Consider the following 19,648-nt stretch of genomic DNA (forward strand, 5'->3'; position numbering starts at 1 on the left):
CTCACTTACTTCTCTTTATGAAAAAAATAAAAATACTAATTCACAAAGAGGTTAAGAGACGCTGCGCTTTAGAGGGGAGTGTTGTAGGCGCCTTGCTTGCTCGCGCGTGGTTAAAATAGAGGTGTTTTATTTTTTTGCGTGAGCAAGCTTCACGCCTACCAATAAAAAAGCACTGCGTTTATTGTAAACACAGTGCTTAATAATTTATTTTGGCTAACAGCTAACAGCTAACAGCTAACAGCTAACAGCTAACAACTAACAGCTAACAGCTAACAGCTAACAGCTAACAGCTAACAGTTAACAGCTATTTTTCTTGCATAAAGTTGGTTTTTTGTTAACCTACTTGCCTTCCTTTTTTGGCTTGTTGAGGTGTATATGGCGTTGTTATCTCGTTCGATATTGGCGTTGTGTTTAGCACTTTCAAGCTCTGCTGTTTTAGCTCAGTCACAGTGTGATGTTGAGCTTAGTCATGGCTTAATAATTACCGACGACGTTATACGTATTCTTGATAAAGGCCAAACGCGTGTACAAATTAATAATAATAGCCAGCTTTTTATTCGAGGTTACTGGGTTGATTTAAGCACTGAAGAAAGCAAAGTGCTTGAGCAATTTAGCCATGGTATTCGCCATACGGTGCCGGAGCTTGTTAATTTGGCTACCGATGGTGTTAACTTAGGTTTAAGCGCCATTGAACATGTAGTCGAGGGGATGTCTGACAAAGAGCCAGAGGTGCTAAAAACCCAGCTCCAGTACGTAGAACGTGCGCTTATGGACAAATTTAAGCGTGGTGATGACTTCTTTTTTATCGCGCCACAGTCGCTCTCGCAAATAGATGATTTTTTCACTAAAGAAATTAGCCAGCAAATACACTCTGCCGTACATGGCTCGTTAGGGGCTATTTTAATGTCGCTTGGTGATGCCTTTAAATCACGCGAAGGTAATATTGAAGACCGCATTAATGACATGGGCCAACGTATGGATATTATCTCTAAAGAAATAGATAAATCTCTGCAAAAAAAGGCTCAGCAACTTGAGCTTAAAGCCTCTGAATACTGTGAATGTTTAAACGCACTCGATGTGACCGAATCACGCTTGCAAGCGATTGTCCCAGGCATGGCTGACTTTGATTTAGTGCAGATAAAATCGTAAGGAAAGTGGGGAGTTATAAGCTATAAGCTATAAGCTGTAAGCTGTTAGTTATGAGCTATAAGTGTTAGTTCTGTGGGATTTTTAGCTTGAGGCATTGGATCATGGCTGATAGTTCGTTTGTTTCTTTAAGCCACTCCTTGCCGTCGATGTTATTTATATATTTAATATCAATGCCAATATATATTTGTGTTCTTGCTTCGGCCAAGGAGGCTCTTGCAATATCTAGAAAACGCCTTTTCTCTTTATTACTCTCTCTGGACATTCCTTCTGCTATATTGCTTGGCACGGAGAGCCCCGAGCGTGTTAGCTGATCCCTAAAACCATAGTCCTTGAGGGTTGCAGTTGCCTTATAAATATCTGCGCTTAATCGTGCAGAACGTTTCCATACTTCTAAATTTTCAAAATTCATTTCACCCTCTATTTATTATCAATTCTAATAAAGAAAGGGTAGTACAACTAAGCAAGAGTGTTAACTTTGCTAAAAGCTAAAAGCTAAAAGCTAAAAGCTAAAAGCTAAAAGCTAAAAGCTTTAAAGAATAGCCTCTCCCTCTTTTAACTCCCTATACTCTCCACTTGCTAAGTTTTCGTCCAGTATAATATTACCTATTTGCTCGCGGTGTAGTTCTACCACTTTGTTACCTACCGCGGCTAACATGCGTTTAACTTGGTGGTATTTACCTTCGCTGATTGATAAACGTAAGCTGTAGGTGGCAAGTGCTTCTGCTTTAGCTGGGCGGGTAAGATCTTTTTCGTTGTGAAGTTGTACGCCGTTGCGTAGTTGTTCTAATGCTTCTTCGGTTATAGGCTCTTGTGTTTCTACTAAGTAGGTTTTTAATTTGTTGTGCTTTGGCGAGGTAATACGGTGCGACCAATCGCCATCGTTAGTAATAAGTACTAAGCCGGTGGTATCTATATCAAGGCGACCTGCTACATGAAAGTCGGCCATATTTGGCTCATCGAGCAAATCAAATACGGTGGGGTGTAGTTCATCTACATTGGCACACACGTAGCCTACAGGTTTGTGTAGCATAAAGTAGCGCTTGCCTAAAAATACCATAGGCTCACCAGCAAATGTTACTTCATCTTGCTGGTTTACTTGAAAATCGAACGCGCTAACAACTTCCCCATTTACTTGCACTTCTTGGCGTTTAATACCCGCGCGAGCTTTTGAGCGTGGTAGCTCGGCTAGGTGGCTAATAAATTTATCTAAGCGGCAAGGGAATTTCATTTTGGTTCACATTTTTAGTCGGCTACAATGGCGGCGATTATAGCCGATAGTGAAACCCCATGTCAGTAAACTACCCACAAATTTTAAGGCTTTACCAAGCAAAAATAGATGCGGGTGAACTGTGCTTTAGAGGGTAACGTTGTAGTCGCGGCTTTATGCCGCGTATTGAGTATTAGCAGTTTTGCGTGAGCAAGCTTCACGCCTACGACATTGTGTTTTTAAGTAGGCGCCTTGCTTGCTGGCGCATTTGGTATTTATACCGCGTTAAAATAATAAACCCAGACGCGAGATAAACTCGCTGCTACTTATATGTTTTCTCATTTACTCCTCATTTCTTCTCTTTGTGCAATAGGGGGTTTAGTTATTTATTCACAAAGAGATTAAGAGACGCTGCGCTTTAGAGGGTAACGTTGTAGTCGCGGCTTTATGCCGCGTATTGAGTATTAGCAGTTTTGCGTGAGCAAGCTTCACGCCTAAAATTAAAAAGTATGTTTAATTAGCTTTTATAACCATTAGGGTTATTTGATTGCCAACGCCATGTGTCTTCCATCATGGCATCTATTCCATGCACCGCTTCCCAGCCTAGCTCATTAAGTGCTTTTTCTGGCGCGGCGTAACATGCAGCAATATCGCCAGGGCGACGAGGCGATACTTGATAAGGAACGTCTTGGCCGCTGGCTTTTATAAAGGCGTTAACCATTTGCAGTACAGAGTAACCATTGCCTGTGCCAAGATTATATACAAGTGCGCCGGTATTGTTGGCAATTTTATCAAGCGCTTTTAAATGCCCCATCGCTAAATCTACAACGTGAATATAGTCGCGTACACCAGTGCCATCAACGGTGTCGTAGTCATCACCAAATACAGCAAGCTGCTTTAATTTACCTACTGCAACTTGGGCAATAAATGGTAATAAGTTATTAGGAATACCATTTGGATCTTCGCCAATTAAGCCTGACTCATGTGCGCCCACTGGGTTAAAGTAACGCAAAATAGCAAATGCAAAACGCTCATCTGATTTAGCAATATCTTGCAGCATCATCTCAACCATCAGTTTTGATGTGCCGTACGGGTTAGTGGTGCCACCTACCGGGAAGTCTTCTTTAATTGGTAAGCTTACAGGGTCGCCGTAAACTGTGGCTGATGAGCTAAATACTAATTTAAATACGCCTGCATCACGCATGGCATCTACAAGTGTTAGCGTACCTTGTACGTTTGTTTGATAGTACTCAACAGGTTTAGCGACCGACTCACCAACCGACTTTAAGCCAGCAAAATGAATCACACTCTCTATAGTGTGCCTTGTAAAAATGGCATCTAAAAAGCCTTTATCAAGAATGTCGCCTTGGTAAAACGTGGCTTCTTTGCCTGTGATTTGCTTTACGCGTGCAAGCGACTCTTTTGATGCGTTACTTAAGTTATCAACAACAACAACTTCGCTACCTTGCTGTAAAAGTTCTAAAACGGTGTGTGAGCCTATGTAGCCTGCGCCGCCTGTTACTAAAATTGCCATGAATGCTCCGTGGATACCTTTTTCAATTATCTTAATTTCATCACATATTCTTAGTATTTACATGCTTTATTTTAAAAGCGTATTAAAATAGGTTAATTAAGTAATGGTTAATAAACTAGTGTTAAACTTGTATGGTCTATTACTGGGCTAAGTCTAAATAATTAGTACTGCCCTTTGGAGAATGCTATGAATTCAGTTAAAACAATCGCTATGGCAATGTGTATTACATTACCTGCATTTGCACACGCTGGAGAATCTGTAGTTAAGTGGCAAGATTTTAAAGACTACCGCGATGTGCGCGCTTCTAGCCAGGGTAAAGCGTCGTACCACAAACAAATTGCTACTCAGTTCGAAAAACATTTTTCTAAACTTGCCGAGCAATTGCCAAAAGACTACAAGCTAAATTTAGAAATAACCGATATCGATTTAGCAGGGGACGTACGCTATGGCGGTATGGATGAAATACGCGTAGTAAAACCTATTTATTTTCCGCGCATTAAGCTCAATTACTCGCTAAGCGATAATAAAGGGAGCGTAGTGAGTGAAGAGGACGATGTAGAGCTTAAAGACATGGGCTTTATGGATAAAATTAAAATGGGTCGCGACGAGCCGTTTTTTTATGAAAAACGCTTAATAACCGAATGGTTTGGCGAGCAAATTTTAGCAAGTATTGATTAAATTAAACTTGCCAGTAAAAGTGGTAAGTTACAAAATCAAAATGACTTAAAGGTAGCGGCTATAGTAAGCAACTATTGCAAACTAAAAATAGCGATTTATAGTTTTCCTTATTAAAATTAGTTTTATCAAGCAGAGCTTAAATGTAAGTAGGCTTTTTTATCATTTTAATTATGCTTACTAAGAGAGTTATTAGCTTTTGCACTTGCTAGCAAGTAAGTGATTAAATTACTTTTTGATTGTGTTTTTACCAATATCGGCATGTACCTAACTTTACATTAAAAATTTTTGCTGCTAATTTAAACTAATGTCATCAGTGTAAGTGTTCTGGTTTATTGTTTTAAATTGAATGTGTTGTACTTGCGTTGACTTTTGATAGTTCATATGGAGAAGATTATGAAAAGTTTAAAATTACTAACGTTAGTAATGGGTTTAAGTTCTATTGGTATTGCACAAGCTGGTGAGTCTGCAGTTAAATGGCATGATTTTGACAATTACCGCGATGTGCGTGCAGCAAATCAATCACCAACTTCTTTTGAAAAGCAAATTACTATTAACTTTGAAAAGCATTTTGCGAAGTTAGCTGAAAAATTACCAAGTGGATATAAATTAAATGTAGAGGTTGCAGATCTTGATTTAGCAGGTGCTATTGAGTTTTCTGGCGCTAAAAAAATAAGAGTAATTCAACCATTTCATTACCCACAAATTAAGCTGTCTTACACGGTAACTAATCCGCAGGGTGAAGTTGTGAACCACGCCACAGAAGTGTTATTAAAAGATAGAGGCTATTTAGATAAAATTAAGCGCTCAACCTCTAGATCATTTTATTATGAAAAACGCTTAGTAACTAACTGGTTTCATTCAAAAGTTTTATCTAATATAAGTTAAATACAGTTACAAAATAAATAAAAATGCCGATAAACATTATCGGCATTTTTTGTATTTGATGTTTACTAAATTAAACTTTAATTTTTAGTTACTTAAACGTAGCGAGCAGGGTAAGTAACTGTTGTAGCTTAATAACCGTTGTTTTAAGCTTTTCTTCATCAAAACCATCTGTGCTTAAGCTTTCTACATCGGCTGCTACATCAAGTACGTATGGCTTAAAGCGTTTAGCTTCAAAACTAAATCCGGCATCAGCTGGGAACAAGGCTTTAAATTTACCGTGGCCTTGTTGCTGTAGCTCATCTAGTTTTTTGTCGGCATCAAGTGCTTGGCGATAAACAATTTTTAAGTTAGCGTTGAGTTGTTCAATTATAGAATCCATGGTTTTCCTAAAGCTTTGTACTGCATTGCCGATATAGTACTTGGATTACATTTAAATGTCAGGTTGATTAAGGCTTATAACGATGAATATATCAGGTGGAAATCTACCCGCTATGTCTAGCTCTGGCCAAGGTGGTGAAGTATATACCGCTGCTTTGTCTAAAAAGCAGCAATTAGCAGATGGCGCAGCAGCACTTGCACTAATTGAAGGTGCTGCCCAGCCAACAAGTGCGCAATCACCGGCTCAGTCGGTCACTGCAACACTGGGTAACAACGTAAATATATACGTTTAAACTAACTTAAGGTCGATAGGTGTTTTGCTTTTTTGACCGCCTATTTCTCTTACTAATTTAGGCACTAAAAATCCAGGCAGGGCTTTTAATAGTTCTGCCATTATTTTTATTGCCTGTGGCTCTTCTATATCAAAGTGGCTTGCGCCTTCAACCTTATCTAGCAAATATAAATAGTAAGGCAGTACGTCTGCATCAAATAACGCCTCACTTAAATTTATTTGTGCCTCAACGGTGTCGTTAACCTCTTTTAAAATAACTGCTTGGTTTAATAACGTTACGCCTGCTTGCTTTAGCTTTTGCATGGCGGCTTTAAACTCGTCGTCTATTTCGTTGGCGTGATTTATATGGTTAATAAATATAATTTTTAGCGGTGATTGCTTTAGCCTCGCGCATAGCTCATCGGTAATTCGCGCAGGTATTACCACAGGTAATCGGCTGTGTATTCGCATACGTTTAATTTGAGGTAATTGTTCAAGCTCATCTAAAAACCAGCTAATGGCATCGTCTTTGGCCATAAGTGGGTCGCCACCACTTAAAATCACTTCGTTTATGTTGGCATCTGATTTTATATAGCTCAGCGCATCAAGCAGGCTTTTTTTATTAAGCTGGTTTTCTTGATACGGGAAGTGGCGCCTAAAGCAGTAACGGCAATTTACTGCACAGCCAGTTTTAAACATAATTAAAACACGGGATTTATATTTATGTAAAAGCCCAGGCTGTTCGTTGTCTTGCTCTAGTAAAGGGTCTTTATTAAAACCTGTTTTGGTTAAAAACTCTTGATGGCGTGGCATAACTTGTAGCAATAAGGGGTCGTTTGCATCGCCCTTGCGTATTTTTTTTATAAAAGGGACTGGCACGCGTACCGGAAATAAACTGCGGGCTTTTAGGTCGTTTTCATGGGCTTGGCTCGATAAACCGACCATTTCAAGCAAGGTTTTTGGGCAGGTAACTACATTTGCTAATTCTTTTTGCCAGTTTTTATGCAAATTTGCTTCATTTCTTTGTATCATTGGCACGTAGATTACTCGAAAAAAATTAAATAGAGGAAACGATGGCGAATTATAGCACCAACGAGTTCAAGGGCGGCCTAAAAATTATGATGGACGGCGAACCTTGCAGTATTTTAGAAAATGAAATGGTAAAACCTGGTAAAGGCCAAGCGTTTAACCGTGTTCGTATCCGCAAACTTATCTCTGGTAAGGTGCTTGAAAAAACCTTTAAATCGGGTGAATCAGTTGAAGGCGCCGATGTAATGGATACCGACTTAGCGTACCTATACACAGACGGTGAGTTTTGGCATTTCATGAACAACGAAACATTTGAACAAATTGCCGCTGACGAAAAAGCACTTGGCGATGCCGTTAAATGGTTAGTTGAAAACGATGTATGTACTATTACATTATGGAACGGTAGCCCAATCGCGGTTACTCCACCTAACTTTGTTGAGCTTGAGATCACTGAAACTGATCCTGGTCTTAAAGGCGATACAGCGGGCACAGGCGGTAAACCTGCAACGCTTAGCACTGGTGCAGTAGTACGCGTTCCATTATTCGTACAAATTGGTGAAGTAATTAAAGTAGACACCCGTAGCGGTGAATACGTAGGCCGTGTTAAGTAAGCTTGAGTACGGTTTATAAAATCCCGGCTTAAGCTGGGATTTTTTTTGGAGAAAATATGTCAGCAACACCTTGGGCACCTAGTGCAAGCATAAACACCCTTAAGCAGCGTGCAGCCATACTGAGAATAATTCGTGAGTTTTTTTATACGCGTAATGTAATGGAAGTAGAAACACCGAGCTTAAGCAGTGCCAGTGTAACCGATGTGCATTTAGCAAGTTTTAATACACAGTTTGTAGGCCCAGGCCACGCGGGTGGCTTGCCACTTTATTTACAAACATCGCCTGAATTTGCAATGAAGCGTTTGCTAGCAGCAGGCTCAGGGCCCATATTTCAGCTTTGTAAGGCATTTAGAAACGAAGAAGCGGGGCGCCATCATAACCCCGAATTTACCATGCTTGAGTGGTATCGCCCTGGGTTTGATGAGTTTGCATTAATGGATGAAATGGATGAGCTAATGCAGCTCATTTTAAATGTAGAGCCTGCAGAGCGACTGACTTACCAGCAAGCATTTGAGCAAGTGTTAGCGCTTGACCCATTAACAGCTACGCTTACGCAATTGCAAACACTTGCCTGCGATCACGGTTTTGCCGATATAGCCGAAAACGAAACCAATAAAGATACCTTACTGCAGCTGTTATTTTGTATGAAAATAGAGCCAACTATTGGGCAAACTAAGCCGTGTTTTGTGTATCACTTCCCGGCATCGCAAGCGGCATTGGCACAAATTTGTGAGCACGATAACCGAGTAGCAGGGCGCTTTGAGCTTTATTATAAAAATATGGAATTAGCGAACGGCTTTAATGAATTAACTAATGCTAAAGAGCAGGCAAAACGCTTTGATGAAGATAACGCTTATCGCGCAGAGAATGGCTTAAACCACGTGCCTATGGATACCCGCTTAATCGCCGCACTTGAGCACGGTTTACCGCAATGCGCAGGCGTTGCTATGGGGATAGACAGGTTAGTTATGCTAGCCACCGCTAAAGATACAATAAAAGAAGTCATCGCGTTTGATGTAGATAGGGCGTAATGCTTTACCTGTAGGCGTGGTTATCCACCCAAAAAATTTAAAGCATTAATTCACAAAGAGGTTAGGAGGCGCTGCGCTATAGAGGGTCATGTTGTATTCGTATGCTGCATATTGAGTATTTGCAGTTTTGCGTGAGCAAGCTTCACGCCTACGACATTGTGTTTTTAATGTAGGCGCATTTGGTATTTATACCGCGTTAAAACAATAAACCCAGACGCGAGGTAAACTCGCTGCTACTTGTATGTTTTCTCATTTACTCCTCTTTTTATTCTCTTTGTGCAATAAAGGTTAAGTTATTTCTTCACAAAGAGGTTAGAAGGCGCTGCGCTTTAGAGGGTCATGTTGTAGTCGCGGCTTTATGCCGCGTATTTTGTATTAAATGCCAGACGGGAGATAAACTTGCTGCTACTTGTGTGTTTCTCAGTGTAGTGGCAGTGCCTCGGTGTTCTCGGTGGTAAAAGCATTTTGTTCTAGTGCATCAGTAATTAAGAAATTATTATCACCACAGAGAACACGGAGAAGTGAAGGAGAAGAGCAAACAACGTCTCAGTGTAGCGCGCTGCGCCCTCGGTGGTCAAAATTGTTCTTTTAAGTAAAAACTAAAGAAATTTTATCACCACAGAAAACATGCAGTAGTGAAGAAGTAATAATTAATTGTAAACGCCTTGCTTGCTGGCGCGTTAATATAAAATCTATTTACGCTTTTTCTTTTTGCGTGAGTAAGCTTCACGCCTACCAATAAAAAAGCACCGCGTTTATTGTAAACGCGGTGCTTAATATTTATTTTTTCTAACAGCTTATAGCTCTAACGTAAACGTTATACCCGCTACTCTTGGCTCACCTAATTGCACGTAGGTGTGTGTAGCGTAGCCATCAAGTGGGTCGTTACCAAACTCAAAGCCGCGGGTTGGTACTTCTTCGTCAAATACGTTACGTGCCCATGCGCGCACTGCCCACATGTCGGCTTCGTAGCCTAAACTTAGGTTTACTAAATTGCTGCTGGGTGCTTTTGAATTATGGCTATCTGAGAAGTAATAATCGTCCTTACCTTCAACACCAATCATACCGTACAGCTCATTAGTAAAGTTGTAACGTGCGCTAAATGCGTATTGGTATTTAGGTGATTGCGCTTGCTCACGACCGTCTTGATTTAAGCCAGATTGCGTTACAAAGTCGTCAATTTCTGTGTTTAAGTAACCGGCACTACCTGTTAAGAATAAATCTTCGGTAAGTTGGTAACTACCTTCAACTTCTAGCCCGTAGTTGCTACCAGAGCTTGCGTTATCAACGTAGCCTGTAAATTGCTGACCTTCTACTTGCCATGCTTTTAGCTGTATGTTGTCGCGGTGCATATAAAATGCTGCTAAACGCAGGGTAAATTTATCATCAAGCGATGAACCCTTAACGCCAAACTCGCCGCTCCAAAGGTATTCTGGGTCAAAGCTTGTATGCTGCTGGAAAAAATCAGCATCTAGGTTTAAGCCTTCGTCTTTAGCTTTGGCTAATGCTTCTGAATTAATACCGCCAGCTTTATAACCACGGGTAATGCTGGTGTAGATCATAGTACGATCAATCACTTGGTATTCAAGTGCTATTTTACCGCCTACCATTACGTCATCAGTCTCTTCAATAAAGCCGTTGCTGTCGGTGTAATCACCTTGGTATTGCTCTACACGTAAACCGGTAATGAGCGTGGTTTTAGGGCCGATAGGTGTGGCTACTTGGCCGTAAACAGCTACGTTACTGGTTTCGTAGGTTGATGCAAATGGACTTGCAAGCCAAGTGTATTCGCGCTCTAAATCTACGTCGCGGTTTTGATAGTAAACACCGGCAACCCAATTACCTGTTTTAGAATTAAATTGTAAATTAGCCGATTGATCATCGCGATCACGCGTGTACACATCGGTTGAGCTATAACCCCAAGGATGTAAGCCAGCTGCACATAATTGTGGCTCGCTTGCATCGTTACATACCCAGTCTTCATCAAAGCTGTAAAGTAGCTCTGTATCAATGGCTGAAAGGTTTAAGCTTACATCAAAGGCATCAAAACCTGTGTAGGTATTATTAATACCAATGGCGTAGCTTTGTTGATTATCTTGGCCTGGCTCGTCGGCTACACTATTACGGCTGTTATCAAGCGTGAACGCATCGTAGCCGTTGTTTATATCAATGTAGTGCAGGTTTAACTCTGTGTTTAAATGCTCAGTAAGTTGGCTGTTTAATTTAAAGCGGGCTACTTGCTCATCCTGTTGTTGAGTTTCGTCGTTTAAATATAGGTTATCTACGTAGCCATCTGATTTTCTGCGAAAGTAGCTGACGCGGGCACTTGTGTCGTCGGTTAATCCAGTACTTGCTGCAAGGCCTGCTTCGCGCGAGTTATAAGTACCCATACCCACTTGTAATTTTAAGCTCGGATCGACAGTTGCCTGAGCTGATTCCATTTGGATCATACCGGCCATGCCGTCTGCACCAAAGCGAGTGCCTTGTGGGCCGCGGTAAATTTCTACCTGGTCTATATCAAATAATAATGAGCTGCCACCTAAACCCGAGTAGTTAATGCCGTCAATAACTAAGCCAACCGATGGGTTAATTGGATCTACAAATTGTGAACGAAGTCCCACTCCACGAATTTGAATATAACGACCACGAGACGCACCAGATGTAAAGTTTACGTTGGCTGTACTACCTAGCATTTCGTCTAAGTAACTTGCACCACGTTGGTTAATTTCATCTTTGCTAAATAGGCTAGCGCTAGCGCTTAATGTTTGAATGCTTTCACGTTGAAAGTCGCCTGTAACAACAATTCGTTCTAGGTCGCTGTCATCAGCGTTTGCTATAAGTGGTGTACTAATTAGCGGTAATAACGCCGCAGTAATTAAAGACAAACGTAAGTTCATTAGGTTACTTAACTCCATTTTGGGGACTCGTATGGTAGCAATTATTTTAATACTTGTGTTATAACGCAGCGATTATACGTTAAATAATCAGGATTACTAATATGACCTTTAAAGTTGATTTTAAAGTGCGCCATTACGAATGTGACCTACAAGGAATTGTAAATAACAGTGTGTACTTTAATTATTTAGAGCATGCTCGCCATGAGTTTTTATTTGCAAATGGGGTTGATTTTGCACTACTAGCAAAGCAAAAAGTTAATTTAGTGGTGATACGCAGTGAGGTTGATTATAAACATTCGCTTGTACCAGATGATGAATTTTATATAGCAGTTGAACCTGAACGTATAAGCCGTATAAAGTTTGCGTTTAAGCAAACCTTAGTGCGTAAACACGACAACAAAGTAATGCTACAAGCCAAGGTTATAGGCACCTCGGTTAATGAAAAAGGCCGCCCTTTTTTACCTCCCGAAATAGATAATTTATTTAAAAATTACACCCAGTATTAGCGGGTATAATTTTTAGGGGCTGTGACCTTTGGGATTAAATTTAACCTAGTTTGTTTTAAAGCAGCGCCTAGGTAGTGGGATTGTTTATCGTAAATAGCGGGTAGCGTAGGTGCTGTTATCGAGCCTACTAAGTTACAAATAAAGCAAAGCGATTAAAGCGCCCATAATGTGAACACGTTTTAATCTGCAAAGTTCAACACTCTCTAAACTATCATAGAACAAAAATTTACATTTAAAACATGCATTTTTAACGGATAAACCGCATAAAAATTGTTACTATTACGGTAATTAAATATTTAGTTAGAAATAGCATGAAATTAGCAGCACTACCGATGCTTTTAATCGGTTTATGTATTGGTTGTACAGCCACAGGGACGGTGACCACTGAGCAGCTAAAGTACACACAATGGCAACTATCAAAGGTTGATGGTTTAGCTGTGCCGGCCTCTTACAGTGCATCAATGAGCTTTATTGAAGCGTTGCAAGTAAACGGGTTTGCAGGATGTAATAAGTTTTTTGGTGAAGGCGAGCTTAAAGACAGCAGTATTAGCGTTAATAAACTTGGCATGACGCGTAAGTCGTGCGGAGCAGACGTTGATGAGCTAGAGCAGCAGTTTTTACAAGCGCTACGAGAAGGTGCAACGCTTACCATGCAAGGCTCACAGTTAGTTATGCAGGGCGATCAAACTTTTTTATTTAATGCAAAGTAGTGGCATGAGTATTTAAAACTGCCCCTTGCAGGCAATTTTTAACTGGCGTACACTCAACGCTGATTTGATCAAAATAGCAAATCAACGAACATAATTTTACTTGTCGGAGTGCCTTAAATAATTAAGGCTGAGATCGCGAAAGCGGGATCCGTGAACCTGATCAGGTTAAAACCTGCGTAGGGAACAAGCTGCCTAAAATGGGACGCTTGTGCGTCTTTTTTTATGCGCACAACAAAATAAATAGCCATTTTAGGCCGCAAAGCAGCGTAACCACTGCTTTACGATCTTTCTCTATTCCTTATGGAATATCTGACAAGACAACCCTTTAGCAATGAGGTAAGTCATGTCAAACACTACAAATAAGTCTACACGTCGAGAAACGCGCGCTGCTGCGTCAGATTATATTTATAATTTAACGGGTCAGCCATTTCCAAGCTCACAAAAAGTGTATGTTGAAGGTAGCCAAAGCGGTGTACGCGTGGGTATGCGCGAAATTACATTAAGCGATACGTTTATTGGTGGCGATGAGCAAAACCCTGTGTATGAGCCAAACGATCCACTGCGTGTTTACGATACATCAGGCCCGTATACCGACCCTAACTTTGAGTTAGACGTACGTAAAGGGTTACCTAAATTTCGTGAACAGTGGATAAAAGAGCGCAACGACACCGAAGTGCTCGACTCAGTCACTTCGCAATTTGCTCAGCAACGTATGGCCGATGACGGCCTTGATCATATTCGCTTTGATCATTTACCTAAAATTCGCCGTGGTAAAGCGGGCAAAAACGTGACGCAAATGCATTATGCTCGCCAAGGCATTATTACCCCTGAAATGGAATACGTAGCCATACGCGAAAACATGGGCCGTGTACAAATTAGAGAAGAGCTATTAGCAGCACAGCATAAAGGCGAGTCGTTTGGGGCGAGTATTCCCGATTTTATTACCCCTGAATTTGTACGCGACGAAATAGCCCGCGGCCGCGCTATTTTACCAAATAATATTAACCACCCCGAAACCGAGCCCATGATAGTTGGCCGTAACTTTTTAGTTAAAGTTAACGCGAATATTGGTAATTCATCGGTAAGCTCATCAATCGAAGAAGAAGTAGAAAAAATGGTGTGGTCTACCCGTTGGGGTGCCGATACCGTAATGGATTTATCAACCGGGCGTTACATTCACGAAACCCGTGAATGGGTAGTACGTAACTCGCCGGTGCCTATTGGCACGGTACCAATTTATCAGGCGCTTGAAAAAGTAAACGGAGTGGCCGAAGACCTAACGTGGGAGATATTTCGCGATACGTTAATTGAACAAGCCGAGCAGGGCGTTGATTACTTTACTATTCATGCCGGTGTATTGCTGCGTTATGTGCCAATGACGGCAAAGCGTGTAACCGGCATTGTATCGCGTGGTGGCTCAATTATGGCTAAGTGGTGTTTAGCGCATCATAAAGAAAACTTTTTATATACGCACTTCGAAGATATTTGCGAAATTTTAAAACAATACGATGTGTGTTTTTCGCTTGGAGATGGCCTTCGTCCAGGTTCGATTGCTGATGCCAACGACGAAGCGCAATTTAGTGAGCTACGTACGTTAGGGGAGCTTACAAAAATTGCGTGGAAACACGATGTACAAGTATTTATTGAAGGCCCAGGCCATGTGCCAATGCACATGATTAAAGCCAATATGGATGAGCAATTAGAGCATTGTGGCGAAGCGCCTTTTTACACATTAGGCCCATTAACGACCGATATAGCACCAGGGTACGACCATATAACATCGGGTATAGGCGCTGCACAAATAGCGTGGTACGGCTGTGCCATGCTGTGTTATGTAACACCAAAAGAGCATTTAGGTTTGCCCAATAAAGAAGATGTAAAAGAGGGCCTAATTACCTACAAAATTGCAGCACATGCGGCCGACTTAGCCAAAGGCCACCCCGGCGCGCAAGAGCGCGATAATGCATTATCAAAAGCGCGCTTTGAATTTAGATGGCACGACCAATTTAACATTGGTTTAGACCCAGAACGTGCCCGTGAATATCACGACGAAACCCTACCGCAAGAGTCTGGCAAAGTAGCGCACTTTTGCTCTATGTGTGGCCCTAAATTTTGCTCAATGAAAATTACCCAAGAGGTACGCGATTACGCCAAAGATCTCGAATCACGCGGGATCGACCCTAACAATGTTGGTGATGCAATTGAGATCAAAATGGTTGATGTAGAAGCGCAAATGAAAGCGAAATCGGAAGAGTTTAAACAAACGGGCTCAGAAATTTACCACAAAGCAATATAAGCCAATAACAGGTTAGCGGCTTATGGCTGCTAGCCTTTTATTAAAAGGAGGTTTTATGTTTTACAACATTGCTGTTGTGGGGTTTGGTTTAGCAGGGCGCTTAGCTGCCCTCGAGCTTAGTAAGTCGCATCATGTAACCGTGTTTGAAGCCAGTGACGAACACACACAAAATAGTGCCGGTAAAGTGGCTGCGGCAATGCTTGCTCCGCTTGCTGAGTCGGTATTGTGTGAAACGGATTTAGCCATCATGGGGCTAAATTCTCTCAAGCGCTGGCCAGAGATAGTGAGCGAGATTGAAGGCGAAGTTTTTTATCAGCAAAAAGGCACGCTGGTCGTGGCACACCAGCAAGATAAAGGCGACTTACAAAGCTTTAGCCAGCGTATTAAGCCTATAGCAGGGCACGGCGCGCAGGCGTTAAATGCTCAGCAAATAATGCAGTTAGAACCCGAATTAGCTAATCGTTTTAACCAAGGTGTGTTTTTACCCTGCGAAGGGCAAATAGATAACCAGGCCTTTTATAGAGCAAGCTTTACCATGCTTAATAAACGTAAGGTTAAGTTTGTTTTTAACCAACGCGTTAGCATTCAAAACGGCGAGGTGAATAACCGCGCGTTTGATTACATTATTGACTGTCGTGGCTTAGGTGCTAAAGGCGATAAACCCCTTAGAGGCGTACGCGGTGAAGTGGCTAGATTACATGCACCTGAGGTTAATTTAACGCGGCCGGTGCGTTTAATGCACCCGCGCTACCCAATTTATATAGCGCCAAAACCTAATAATGAGTATGTAATTGGTGCAACTGAAATAGAGTCTGATGATAGCGGCCCTGCAACAGTACGCTCCACGCTTGAACTACTTTCGGCGGCTTACACTGTGCACAGCGGGTTTGCCGAAGCACGGCTGTTAAATATTCAAAGCGGGTTACGCCCCGCATTTAGCGATAACCGCCCTGCGGTTTTAATAACAGGTAACGTAATTAGCATTAATGGCTTATATCGTCATGGCTACATGTTAGGGCCCGCCTTAGTGGCTAATGCGTTATCTCAAATAGGGTGAGTAATAAATGACTATAACAATTAATGGTGAGCTGCTAACTATTAAAAGTGCAGTGCTTGTTGATGTATTACAAAATTTTGGTGCAAAGCCTCCATTCGCGGTGGCACTAAATGGCGAATTTATTCCACAAAGTTTGCACGCCAGCACCACAATTAACGAAGGGGATAGCATTGAATTGTTATCGCCTATTCAAGGTGGGTAGCATTATGCAAGGTAACGATTGCTTAACTATTTATGGCGAGCAACTAAATAGCCGTTTATTAATAGGCTCGGCGCTTTACCCCTCTCCAGCGGTGATGGAAGAGTCTATAAAAGCCTCTGGTGCGCAAATAGTAACGGTGTCATTAAGGCGCCAGCAAAGCGCTGCCGCAGGGGATGACTTTTGGCAGCTTATAAAAAACACAGGCCTTAAAATACTGCCTAATACCGCAGGGTGCCACAGTGTAAAAGAAGCCGTAACACTTGCTAAAATGTGCCGTGAAGTATTTGCAACCGATTGGATTAAGCTTGAACTAATAGGTGATGACTACAACTTACAACCCGACCCATTCGCATTGTTAGAAGCCACAAAAATATTAATTGATGATGGCTTTAAAGTATTGCCCTATTGCACCGATGATTTAGTTCTTTGCCAGCGTTTAAATGAGCTAGGGTGTGAAGTGCTTATGCCATGGGGGGCGCCTATTGGCACCGGTAAAGGGCTTTTAAATAGTTATAATTTAAAAACAATTCGTGAGCGCTTACCTAACACAACTTTAATTGTAGATGCAGGGCTTGGTTTGCCTTCGCATGCCTGCCAAGCACTTGAATTAGGGTATGATGCGGTATTATTAAATTCAGCGATAGCAGGGGCTGGCTGCCCAATTACGATGAGCCGTGCATTTAAAGCCGCGGTAGAGGCTGGGCGCTTTGCGTATAATGCCAAAGCAATGCCTGAAAAAGACTTAGCCGCCCCCTCAACCCCTACAATGGGTATGCCGTTTTGGCATCAGCAGTAAGGAAATAAAGAGTATGAATAATTTAGTGTGGACAATTGCAGGCTCAGACTCAGGTGGTGGCGCAGGCATTCAAGCCGATATAAAAGCAATGCAAAGTTTTGGCGTGCATGGCTGTACTGCAATTACCGCGCTTACGGCGCAAAATAGCTTAGGTGTAGAGGCCATTAACGCGGTATCTACCGATATTATTGAATCGCAATTACTCGCACTCGAAAGCGATATGAAAGCCAAAGTAATTAAAATTGGCATGCTGGCTAATGTGCAGCAAATTCAATTAATAAGCGAGCATATAGCACATTACAAAGCTAAATGGCCTGTACCGCCTGTAATTGTTTACGACCCCGTTGCAATTGCTTCAAGTGGTGATGTATTAACAGAGGAAGATACCGTAAGTGCCATTAAAGAATGCTTAATGCCGCTGGTGGATGTAATAACGCCTAACACGCACGAAACGCAATTGCTAACAGGGGTGTATTTAATTGGCCCAAGCGCCGTGAAAGACGCAGCTAAAAAGCTATTAAGTTGGGGCGCAAAAGCGGTTGTAATTAAAGGCGGGCACTGGGATTACCCAACTGGTTATTGTATTGATTACTGCACACAAAACGGCGAAGAGTATTGGCTTGGGAATAAAAAAATTCAAAGCCCTCATAGCCATGGCACAGGTTGCAGTATGGCCTCGGTTATTGCCGCGTGTTTAGCAAAAGGCTACCCCCTAAAAGATGCTTTTATTTTAGCTAAAGCTTATATAAATCAGGGCTTAAAGCAGTCGGTTAGATACGGCGAAGGAATAGGCCCTGTTGCGCATACTGCTTTTCCTACACAGTTAGATGACTACCCGCAAGTAATTGAGCCTGGCAGCTGGCTTGGTGATGAGCTTGATTTTGATGTGCCGCTGGAATTTAATATGGCGGCTGATTTTGCACCTTGTGAGAGCAAAAAGTTGGGCCTATATGCTGTGGTCGATAGCCTAGATTGGCTAGATAAATGTTTGCAGCAAGGTATTACTACGGCGCAGCTTCGCGTTAAAAATAAAACCGACCTTGAGCTTGATGAGTTAATTAAGCAGGCCGTAGAGCTGGGTAAAAAGTACCACGCTCACGTATTTATAAACGACTACTGGCAGTTGGCAATAAAGCACGGTGCCTACGGCGTACACTTAGGCCAAGAAGATTTAGAAACCGCTAATTTAGCAGCGATTAAAGCTGCGGGGCTAAGGCTTGGGCTTTCTACCCACGGTTTTTACGAAATGTTACGTGCGCACAACTATCGACCAAGTTATATGGCATTTGGTGCTATTTACCCAACCACGACCAAAGATATGAGTGGCCAAATACAAGGTCTCGATAAACTTAAAAAGTGTGTGCCATTAATGCAAAGCTACCCAACTGTTGCCATTGGCGGCATAGATTTAACCCGCGCAAGCGAGGTTGCAAGTACTGGAGTAGGCAGTGTTGCGGTTGTACGCGCGATTAGTGAAGCGGATGATTATATTGCAGCAATTAGTGCGCTACAAAGTGCTATAAACCAGCCTAATGAATAAGCTTAGTGATAAAGAAACCCTGCGTTATAGTCGCCACTTATTATTAAAAGAAGTGGGGCTAGAAGGGCAGTTAGCATTTAAAGCAGCCACCGTTGCAGTAGTGGGAGCTGGCGGGCTAGGTAGCCCTGTACTTTTGTATTTAGCTGCGGCAGGTATTGGTACACTTATTTTAATAGATGATGATGCGGTTGAGCTTTCTAACTTGCAGCGCCAAGTGCTTTATAAAGTTAATCACTTAGGGCAAAGAAAGGTCGCGGCTGCTGGTAAAATATTAACAAGCCTTAATAATCAAATAGAAATAGTGACGCATTGTAAAAAGCTTGATGATAACAACGCAGGGGAGCTTTTCAAAAATGCCGACATAGTACTTGATTGCTCTGATAATTTTGCCACACGTTACAGTGTTAACCGTTATTGCTTTACTCATAAGTTGCCTTTAATTGCAGGTGCCGCGATTGCAAGTAGTGGGCAACTTATGGGCTTTGATTTTAGGCAAAACAACAGCCCATGTTATGGCTGTGTTTTTGCAAAAAGTGACGCCGCTCCCGCTGTAAATTGTAGTAATGCTGGTGTAATAAGCCCACTGTTAGGAATTATAGGCTCTATGCAGGCACAGCTTACGCTTAATATGCTGCTAGGGCATGTTAAAGGTAGTGTGTTTATCAGCTTTGATGCGCTGAGCTTAAAGCAACAGCATTTTAAAATGATTAAAGATATAAACTGTAAAGAGTGCGGTGAATAAAGTATGAGGTAATTTGCGGGGCTAAACTCGGGGTTAAGCCATGAGAAGCTGCGCTTCTAACGTAAGCAAGCTATTCGTCTACAGCTAAAATTAGCATCGTAGTTTAATTAATCTATAGGCGCCTTGCTT

General features: G+C 41.8%; 20 protein-coding genes and 1 riboswitch. Of the genes, 14 read left to right on the forward strand and 6 right to left on the reverse strand.

Annotated elements, in window-relative coordinates; genetic code table 11:
• The first annotated feature begins 375 nt into the window (after positions 1-375).
• Entirely contained in the window at positions 376-1,149 is a 774-nt protein-coding gene (locus tag PSH41_RS09115; RefSeq protein WP_064386118.1) for a YggN family protein, read from the forward strand.
• 64 nt (positions 1,150-1,213) lie between these two features.
• Here the strand turns inward: PSH41_RS09115 and PSH41_RS09120 are convergent, their stop codons facing one another.
• From PSH41_RS09120 to galE, 3 genes are all read right to left on the reverse strand, one after another.
• On the reverse strand, positions 1,214-1,558 hold the full coding sequence (locus PSH41_RS09120; RefSeq protein WP_126005846.1) for a four helix bundle protein: 345 nt from the start codon (positions 1,556-1,558) through the stop codon (positions 1,214-1,216).
• A gap of 120 nt (positions 1,559-1,678) precedes the next feature.
• Complete coding sequence (rsuA, locus tag PSH41_RS09125; protein WP_273588875.1) at positions 1,679-2,377, reverse strand: 16S rRNA pseudouridine(516) synthase RsuA; 699 nt, start codon at positions 2,375-2,377, stop codon at positions 1,679-1,681.
• A gap of 496 nt (positions 2,378-2,873) precedes the next feature.
• Positions 2,874-3,890 carry a UDP-glucose 4-epimerase GalE gene (galE, locus tag PSH41_RS09130; protein ID WP_273588876.1) on the reverse strand — a complete coding sequence of 339 codons (1,017 nt, stop codon included), beginning with the start codon at positions 3,888-3,890 and terminating at the stop codon, positions 2,874-2,876.
• A 186-nt stretch (positions 3,891-4,076) separates the two neighbouring features.
• On the opposite strand from galE, the gene PSH41_RS09135 reads away from it, so the two are divergent.
• Positions 4,077-4,568 carry a DUF3016 domain-containing protein gene (locus tag PSH41_RS09135; RefSeq protein ID WP_273588877.1) on the forward strand — a complete coding sequence of 164 codons (492 nt, stop codon included), beginning with the start codon at positions 4,077-4,079 and terminating at the stop codon, positions 4,566-4,568.
• A 393-nt stretch (positions 4,569-4,961) separates the two neighbouring features.
• Positions 4,962-5,453 carry a DUF3016 domain-containing protein gene (locus PSH41_RS09140; RefSeq protein ID WP_273588878.1) on the forward strand — a complete coding sequence of 164 codons (492 nt, stop codon included), beginning with the start codon at positions 4,962-4,964 and terminating at the stop codon, positions 5,451-5,453.
• A gap of 88 nt (positions 5,454-5,541) precedes the next feature.
• Here the strand turns inward: PSH41_RS09140 and PSH41_RS09145 are convergent, their stop codons facing one another.
• On the reverse strand, positions 5,542-5,832 hold the full coding sequence (locus tag PSH41_RS09145; RefSeq protein WP_004587953.1) for a hypothetical protein: 291 nt from the start codon (positions 5,830-5,832) through the stop codon (positions 5,542-5,544).
• Positions 5,833-5,914: 82 nt separating this feature from the next.
• Between PSH41_RS09145 and PSH41_RS09150 the strand changes: the two genes are divergently transcribed.
• Positions 5,915-6,124: a hypothetical protein gene (locus PSH41_RS09150; RefSeq protein ID WP_024031488.1), complete on the forward strand. Its 210-nt coding sequence runs from the start codon at positions 5,915-5,917 to the stop codon at positions 6,122-6,124.
• On the opposite strand, the gene epmB is transcribed toward PSH41_RS09150, so the two are convergent.
• Positions 6,121-7,134, reverse strand: a complete 1,014-nt coding sequence (gene epmB / locus PSH41_RS09155; RefSeq protein WP_029773264.1) for an EF-P beta-lysylation protein EpmB — start codon at positions 7,132-7,134, stop codon at positions 6,121-6,123. The two genes, PSH41_RS09150 and epmB, sit on opposite strands and share 4 nt — an antisense overlap.
• A gap of 41 nt (positions 7,135-7,175) precedes the next feature.
• Here epmB and efp point away from each other — a divergent pair, with 41 nt between their 5' ends.
• Together efp and epmA are read left to right on the forward strand one after the other, a co-directional pair.
• The gene (efp, locus tag PSH41_RS09160) at positions 7,176-7,742 is read left to right on the forward strand and encodes an elongation factor P (RefSeq protein WP_004587956.1); all 567 of its coding nucleotides are present in this window, start codon (positions 7,176-7,178) and stop codon (positions 7,740-7,742) included.
• Between the two features lie 56 nt (positions 7,743-7,798).
• Complete coding sequence (epmA, locus tag PSH41_RS09165; protein WP_273588879.1) at positions 7,799-8,773, forward strand: elongation factor P--(R)-beta-lysine ligase; 975 nt, start codon at positions 7,799-7,801, stop codon at positions 8,771-8,773.
• A 797-nt stretch (positions 8,774-9,570) separates the two neighbouring features.
• On the opposite strand, the gene PSH41_RS09170 is transcribed toward epmA, so the two are convergent.
• Positions 9,571-11,688: a TonB-dependent receptor gene (locus PSH41_RS09170; RefSeq protein ID WP_273588880.1), complete on the reverse strand. Its 2,118-nt coding sequence runs from the start codon at positions 11,686-11,688 to the stop codon at positions 9,571-9,573.
• A gap of 83 nt (positions 11,689-11,771) precedes the next feature.
• On the opposite strand from PSH41_RS09170, the gene PSH41_RS09175 reads away from it, so the two are divergent.
• The 8 genes from PSH41_RS09175 (at position 11,772) to PSH41_RS09210 (ending at position 19,519) form a co-directional block, all read left to right on the forward strand.
• Positions 11,772-12,176 (forward strand): acyl-CoA thioesterase, encoded by a 405-nt coding sequence (locus tag PSH41_RS09175; protein ID WP_273588881.1) that lies wholly within the window; start codon positions 11,772-11,774, stop codon positions 12,174-12,176.
• Positions 12,177-12,487: 311 nt separating this feature from the next.
• On the forward strand, positions 12,488-12,886 hold the full coding sequence (locus PSH41_RS09180; protein ID WP_273588882.1) for an META domain-containing protein: 399 nt from the start codon (positions 12,488-12,490) through the stop codon (positions 12,884-12,886).
• Positions 12,887-12,980: 94 nt separating this feature from the next.
• A riboswitch (TPP riboswitch) is annotated at positions 12,981-13,086 on the forward strand.
• Positions 13,087-13,229: 143 nt separating this feature from the next.
• Positions 13,230-15,182: a phosphomethylpyrimidine synthase ThiC gene (thiC, locus tag PSH41_RS09185; protein ID WP_273588883.1), complete on the forward strand. Its 1,953-nt coding sequence runs from the start codon at positions 13,230-13,232 to the stop codon at positions 15,180-15,182.
• A 55-nt stretch (positions 15,183-15,237) separates the two neighbouring features.
• The gene (locus PSH41_RS09190) at positions 15,238-16,239 is read left to right on the forward strand and encodes an FAD-dependent oxidoreductase (RefSeq protein ID WP_273588884.1); all 1,002 of its coding nucleotides are present in this window, start codon (positions 15,238-15,240) and stop codon (positions 16,237-16,239) included.
• A gap of 7 nt (positions 16,240-16,246) precedes the next feature.
• Positions 16,247-16,441: a sulfur carrier protein ThiS gene (gene thiS, locus PSH41_RS09195; protein ID WP_054982299.1), complete on the forward strand. Its 195-nt coding sequence runs from the start codon at positions 16,247-16,249 to the stop codon at positions 16,439-16,441.
• 4 nt (positions 16,442-16,445) lie between these two features.
• Positions 16,446-17,237 (forward strand): thiazole synthase, encoded by a 792-nt coding sequence (locus PSH41_RS09200; RefSeq protein ID WP_004589052.1) that lies wholly within the window; start codon positions 16,446-16,448, stop codon positions 17,235-17,237.
• 13 nt (positions 17,238-17,250) lie between these two features.
• A complete protein-coding gene (gene thiE / locus PSH41_RS09205; protein WP_273588885.1) occupies positions 17,251-18,777 on the forward strand; it encodes a thiamine phosphate synthase in 1,527 nt (508 codons plus the stop codon).
• Complete coding sequence (locus PSH41_RS09210; protein WP_273588886.1) at positions 18,770-19,519, forward strand: HesA/MoeB/ThiF family protein; 750 nt, start codon at positions 18,770-18,772, stop codon at positions 19,517-19,519. The genes thiE and PSH41_RS09210 overlap by 8 nt, the downstream gene beginning before the upstream one ends.
• Positions 19,520-19,648: the final 129 nt, after the last annotated feature.

Source organism: Pseudoalteromonas sp. CST2 (genome assembly GCF_028599385.1).
In the GTDB taxonomy this organism is placed as follows: Bacteria; Pseudomonadota; Gammaproteobacteria; order Enterobacterales; family Alteromonadaceae; genus Pseudoalteromonas; species Pseudoalteromonas atlantica.

Excerpts from the sequence above, each read along its gene's own strand:
- PSH41_RS09115 (WP_064386118.1), top strand. The coding sequence starts at position 376 with ATGGCGTTGTTATCTCGTTCGATATTGGCGTTGTGTTTAGCACTTTCA.
- PSH41_RS09120 (WP_126005846.1), bottom strand. The coding sequence starts at position 1,558 with ATGAATTTTGAAAATTTAGAAGTATGGAAACGTTCTGCACGATTAAGC.
- rsuA (WP_273588875.1), bottom strand. The coding sequence starts at position 2,377 with ATGAAATTCCCTTGCCGCTTAGATAAATTTATTAGCCACCTAGCCGAG.
- galE (WP_273588876.1), bottom strand. The coding sequence starts at position 3,890 with ATGGCAATTTTAGTAACAGGCGGCGCAGGCTACATAGGCTCACACACC.
- PSH41_RS09135 (WP_273588877.1), top strand. The coding sequence starts at position 4,077 with ATGAATTCAGTTAAAACAATCGCTATGGCAATGTGTATTACATTACCT.
- PSH41_RS09140 (WP_273588878.1), top strand. The coding sequence starts at position 4,962 with ATGAAAAGTTTAAAATTACTAACGTTAGTAATGGGTTTAAGTTCTATT.
- PSH41_RS09145 (WP_004587953.1), bottom strand. The coding sequence starts at position 5,832 with ATGGATTCTATAATTGAACAACTCAACGCTAACTTAAAAATTGTTTAT.
- PSH41_RS09150 (WP_024031488.1), top strand. The coding sequence starts at position 5,915 with ATGAATATATCAGGTGGAAATCTACCCGCTATGTCTAGCTCTGGCCAA.
- epmB (WP_029773264.1), bottom strand. The coding sequence starts at position 7,134 with ATGATACAAAGAAATGAAGCAAATTTGCATAAAAACTGGCAAAAAGAA.
- efp (WP_004587956.1), top strand. The coding sequence starts at position 7,176 with ATGGCGAATTATAGCACCAACGAGTTCAAGGGCGGCCTAAAAATTATG.
- epmA (WP_273588879.1), top strand. The coding sequence starts at position 7,799 with ATGTCAGCAACACCTTGGGCACCTAGTGCAAGCATAAACACCCTTAAG.
- PSH41_RS09170 (WP_273588880.1), bottom strand. The coding sequence starts at position 11,688 with ATGGAGTTAAGTAACCTAATGAACTTACGTTTGTCTTTAATTACTGCG.
- PSH41_RS09175 (WP_273588881.1), top strand. The coding sequence starts at position 11,772 with ATGACCTTTAAAGTTGATTTTAAAGTGCGCCATTACGAATGTGACCTA.
- PSH41_RS09180 (WP_273588882.1), top strand. The coding sequence starts at position 12,488 with ATGAAATTAGCAGCACTACCGATGCTTTTAATCGGTTTATGTATTGGT.
- thiC (WP_273588883.1), top strand. The coding sequence starts at position 13,230 with ATGTCAAACACTACAAATAAGTCTACACGTCGAGAAACGCGCGCTGCT.
- PSH41_RS09190 (WP_273588884.1), top strand. The coding sequence starts at position 15,238 with ATGTTTTACAACATTGCTGTTGTGGGGTTTGGTTTAGCAGGGCGCTTA.
- thiS (WP_054982299.1), top strand. The coding sequence starts at position 16,247 with ATGACTATAACAATTAATGGTGAGCTGCTAACTATTAAAAGTGCAGTG.
- PSH41_RS09200 (WP_004589052.1), top strand. The coding sequence starts at position 16,446 with ATGCAAGGTAACGATTGCTTAACTATTTATGGCGAGCAACTAAATAGC.
- thiE (WP_273588885.1), top strand. The coding sequence starts at position 17,251 with ATGAATAATTTAGTGTGGACAATTGCAGGCTCAGACTCAGGTGGTGGC.
- PSH41_RS09210 (WP_273588886.1), top strand. The coding sequence starts at position 18,770 with ATGAATAAGCTTAGTGATAAAGAAACCCTGCGTTATAGTCGCCACTTA.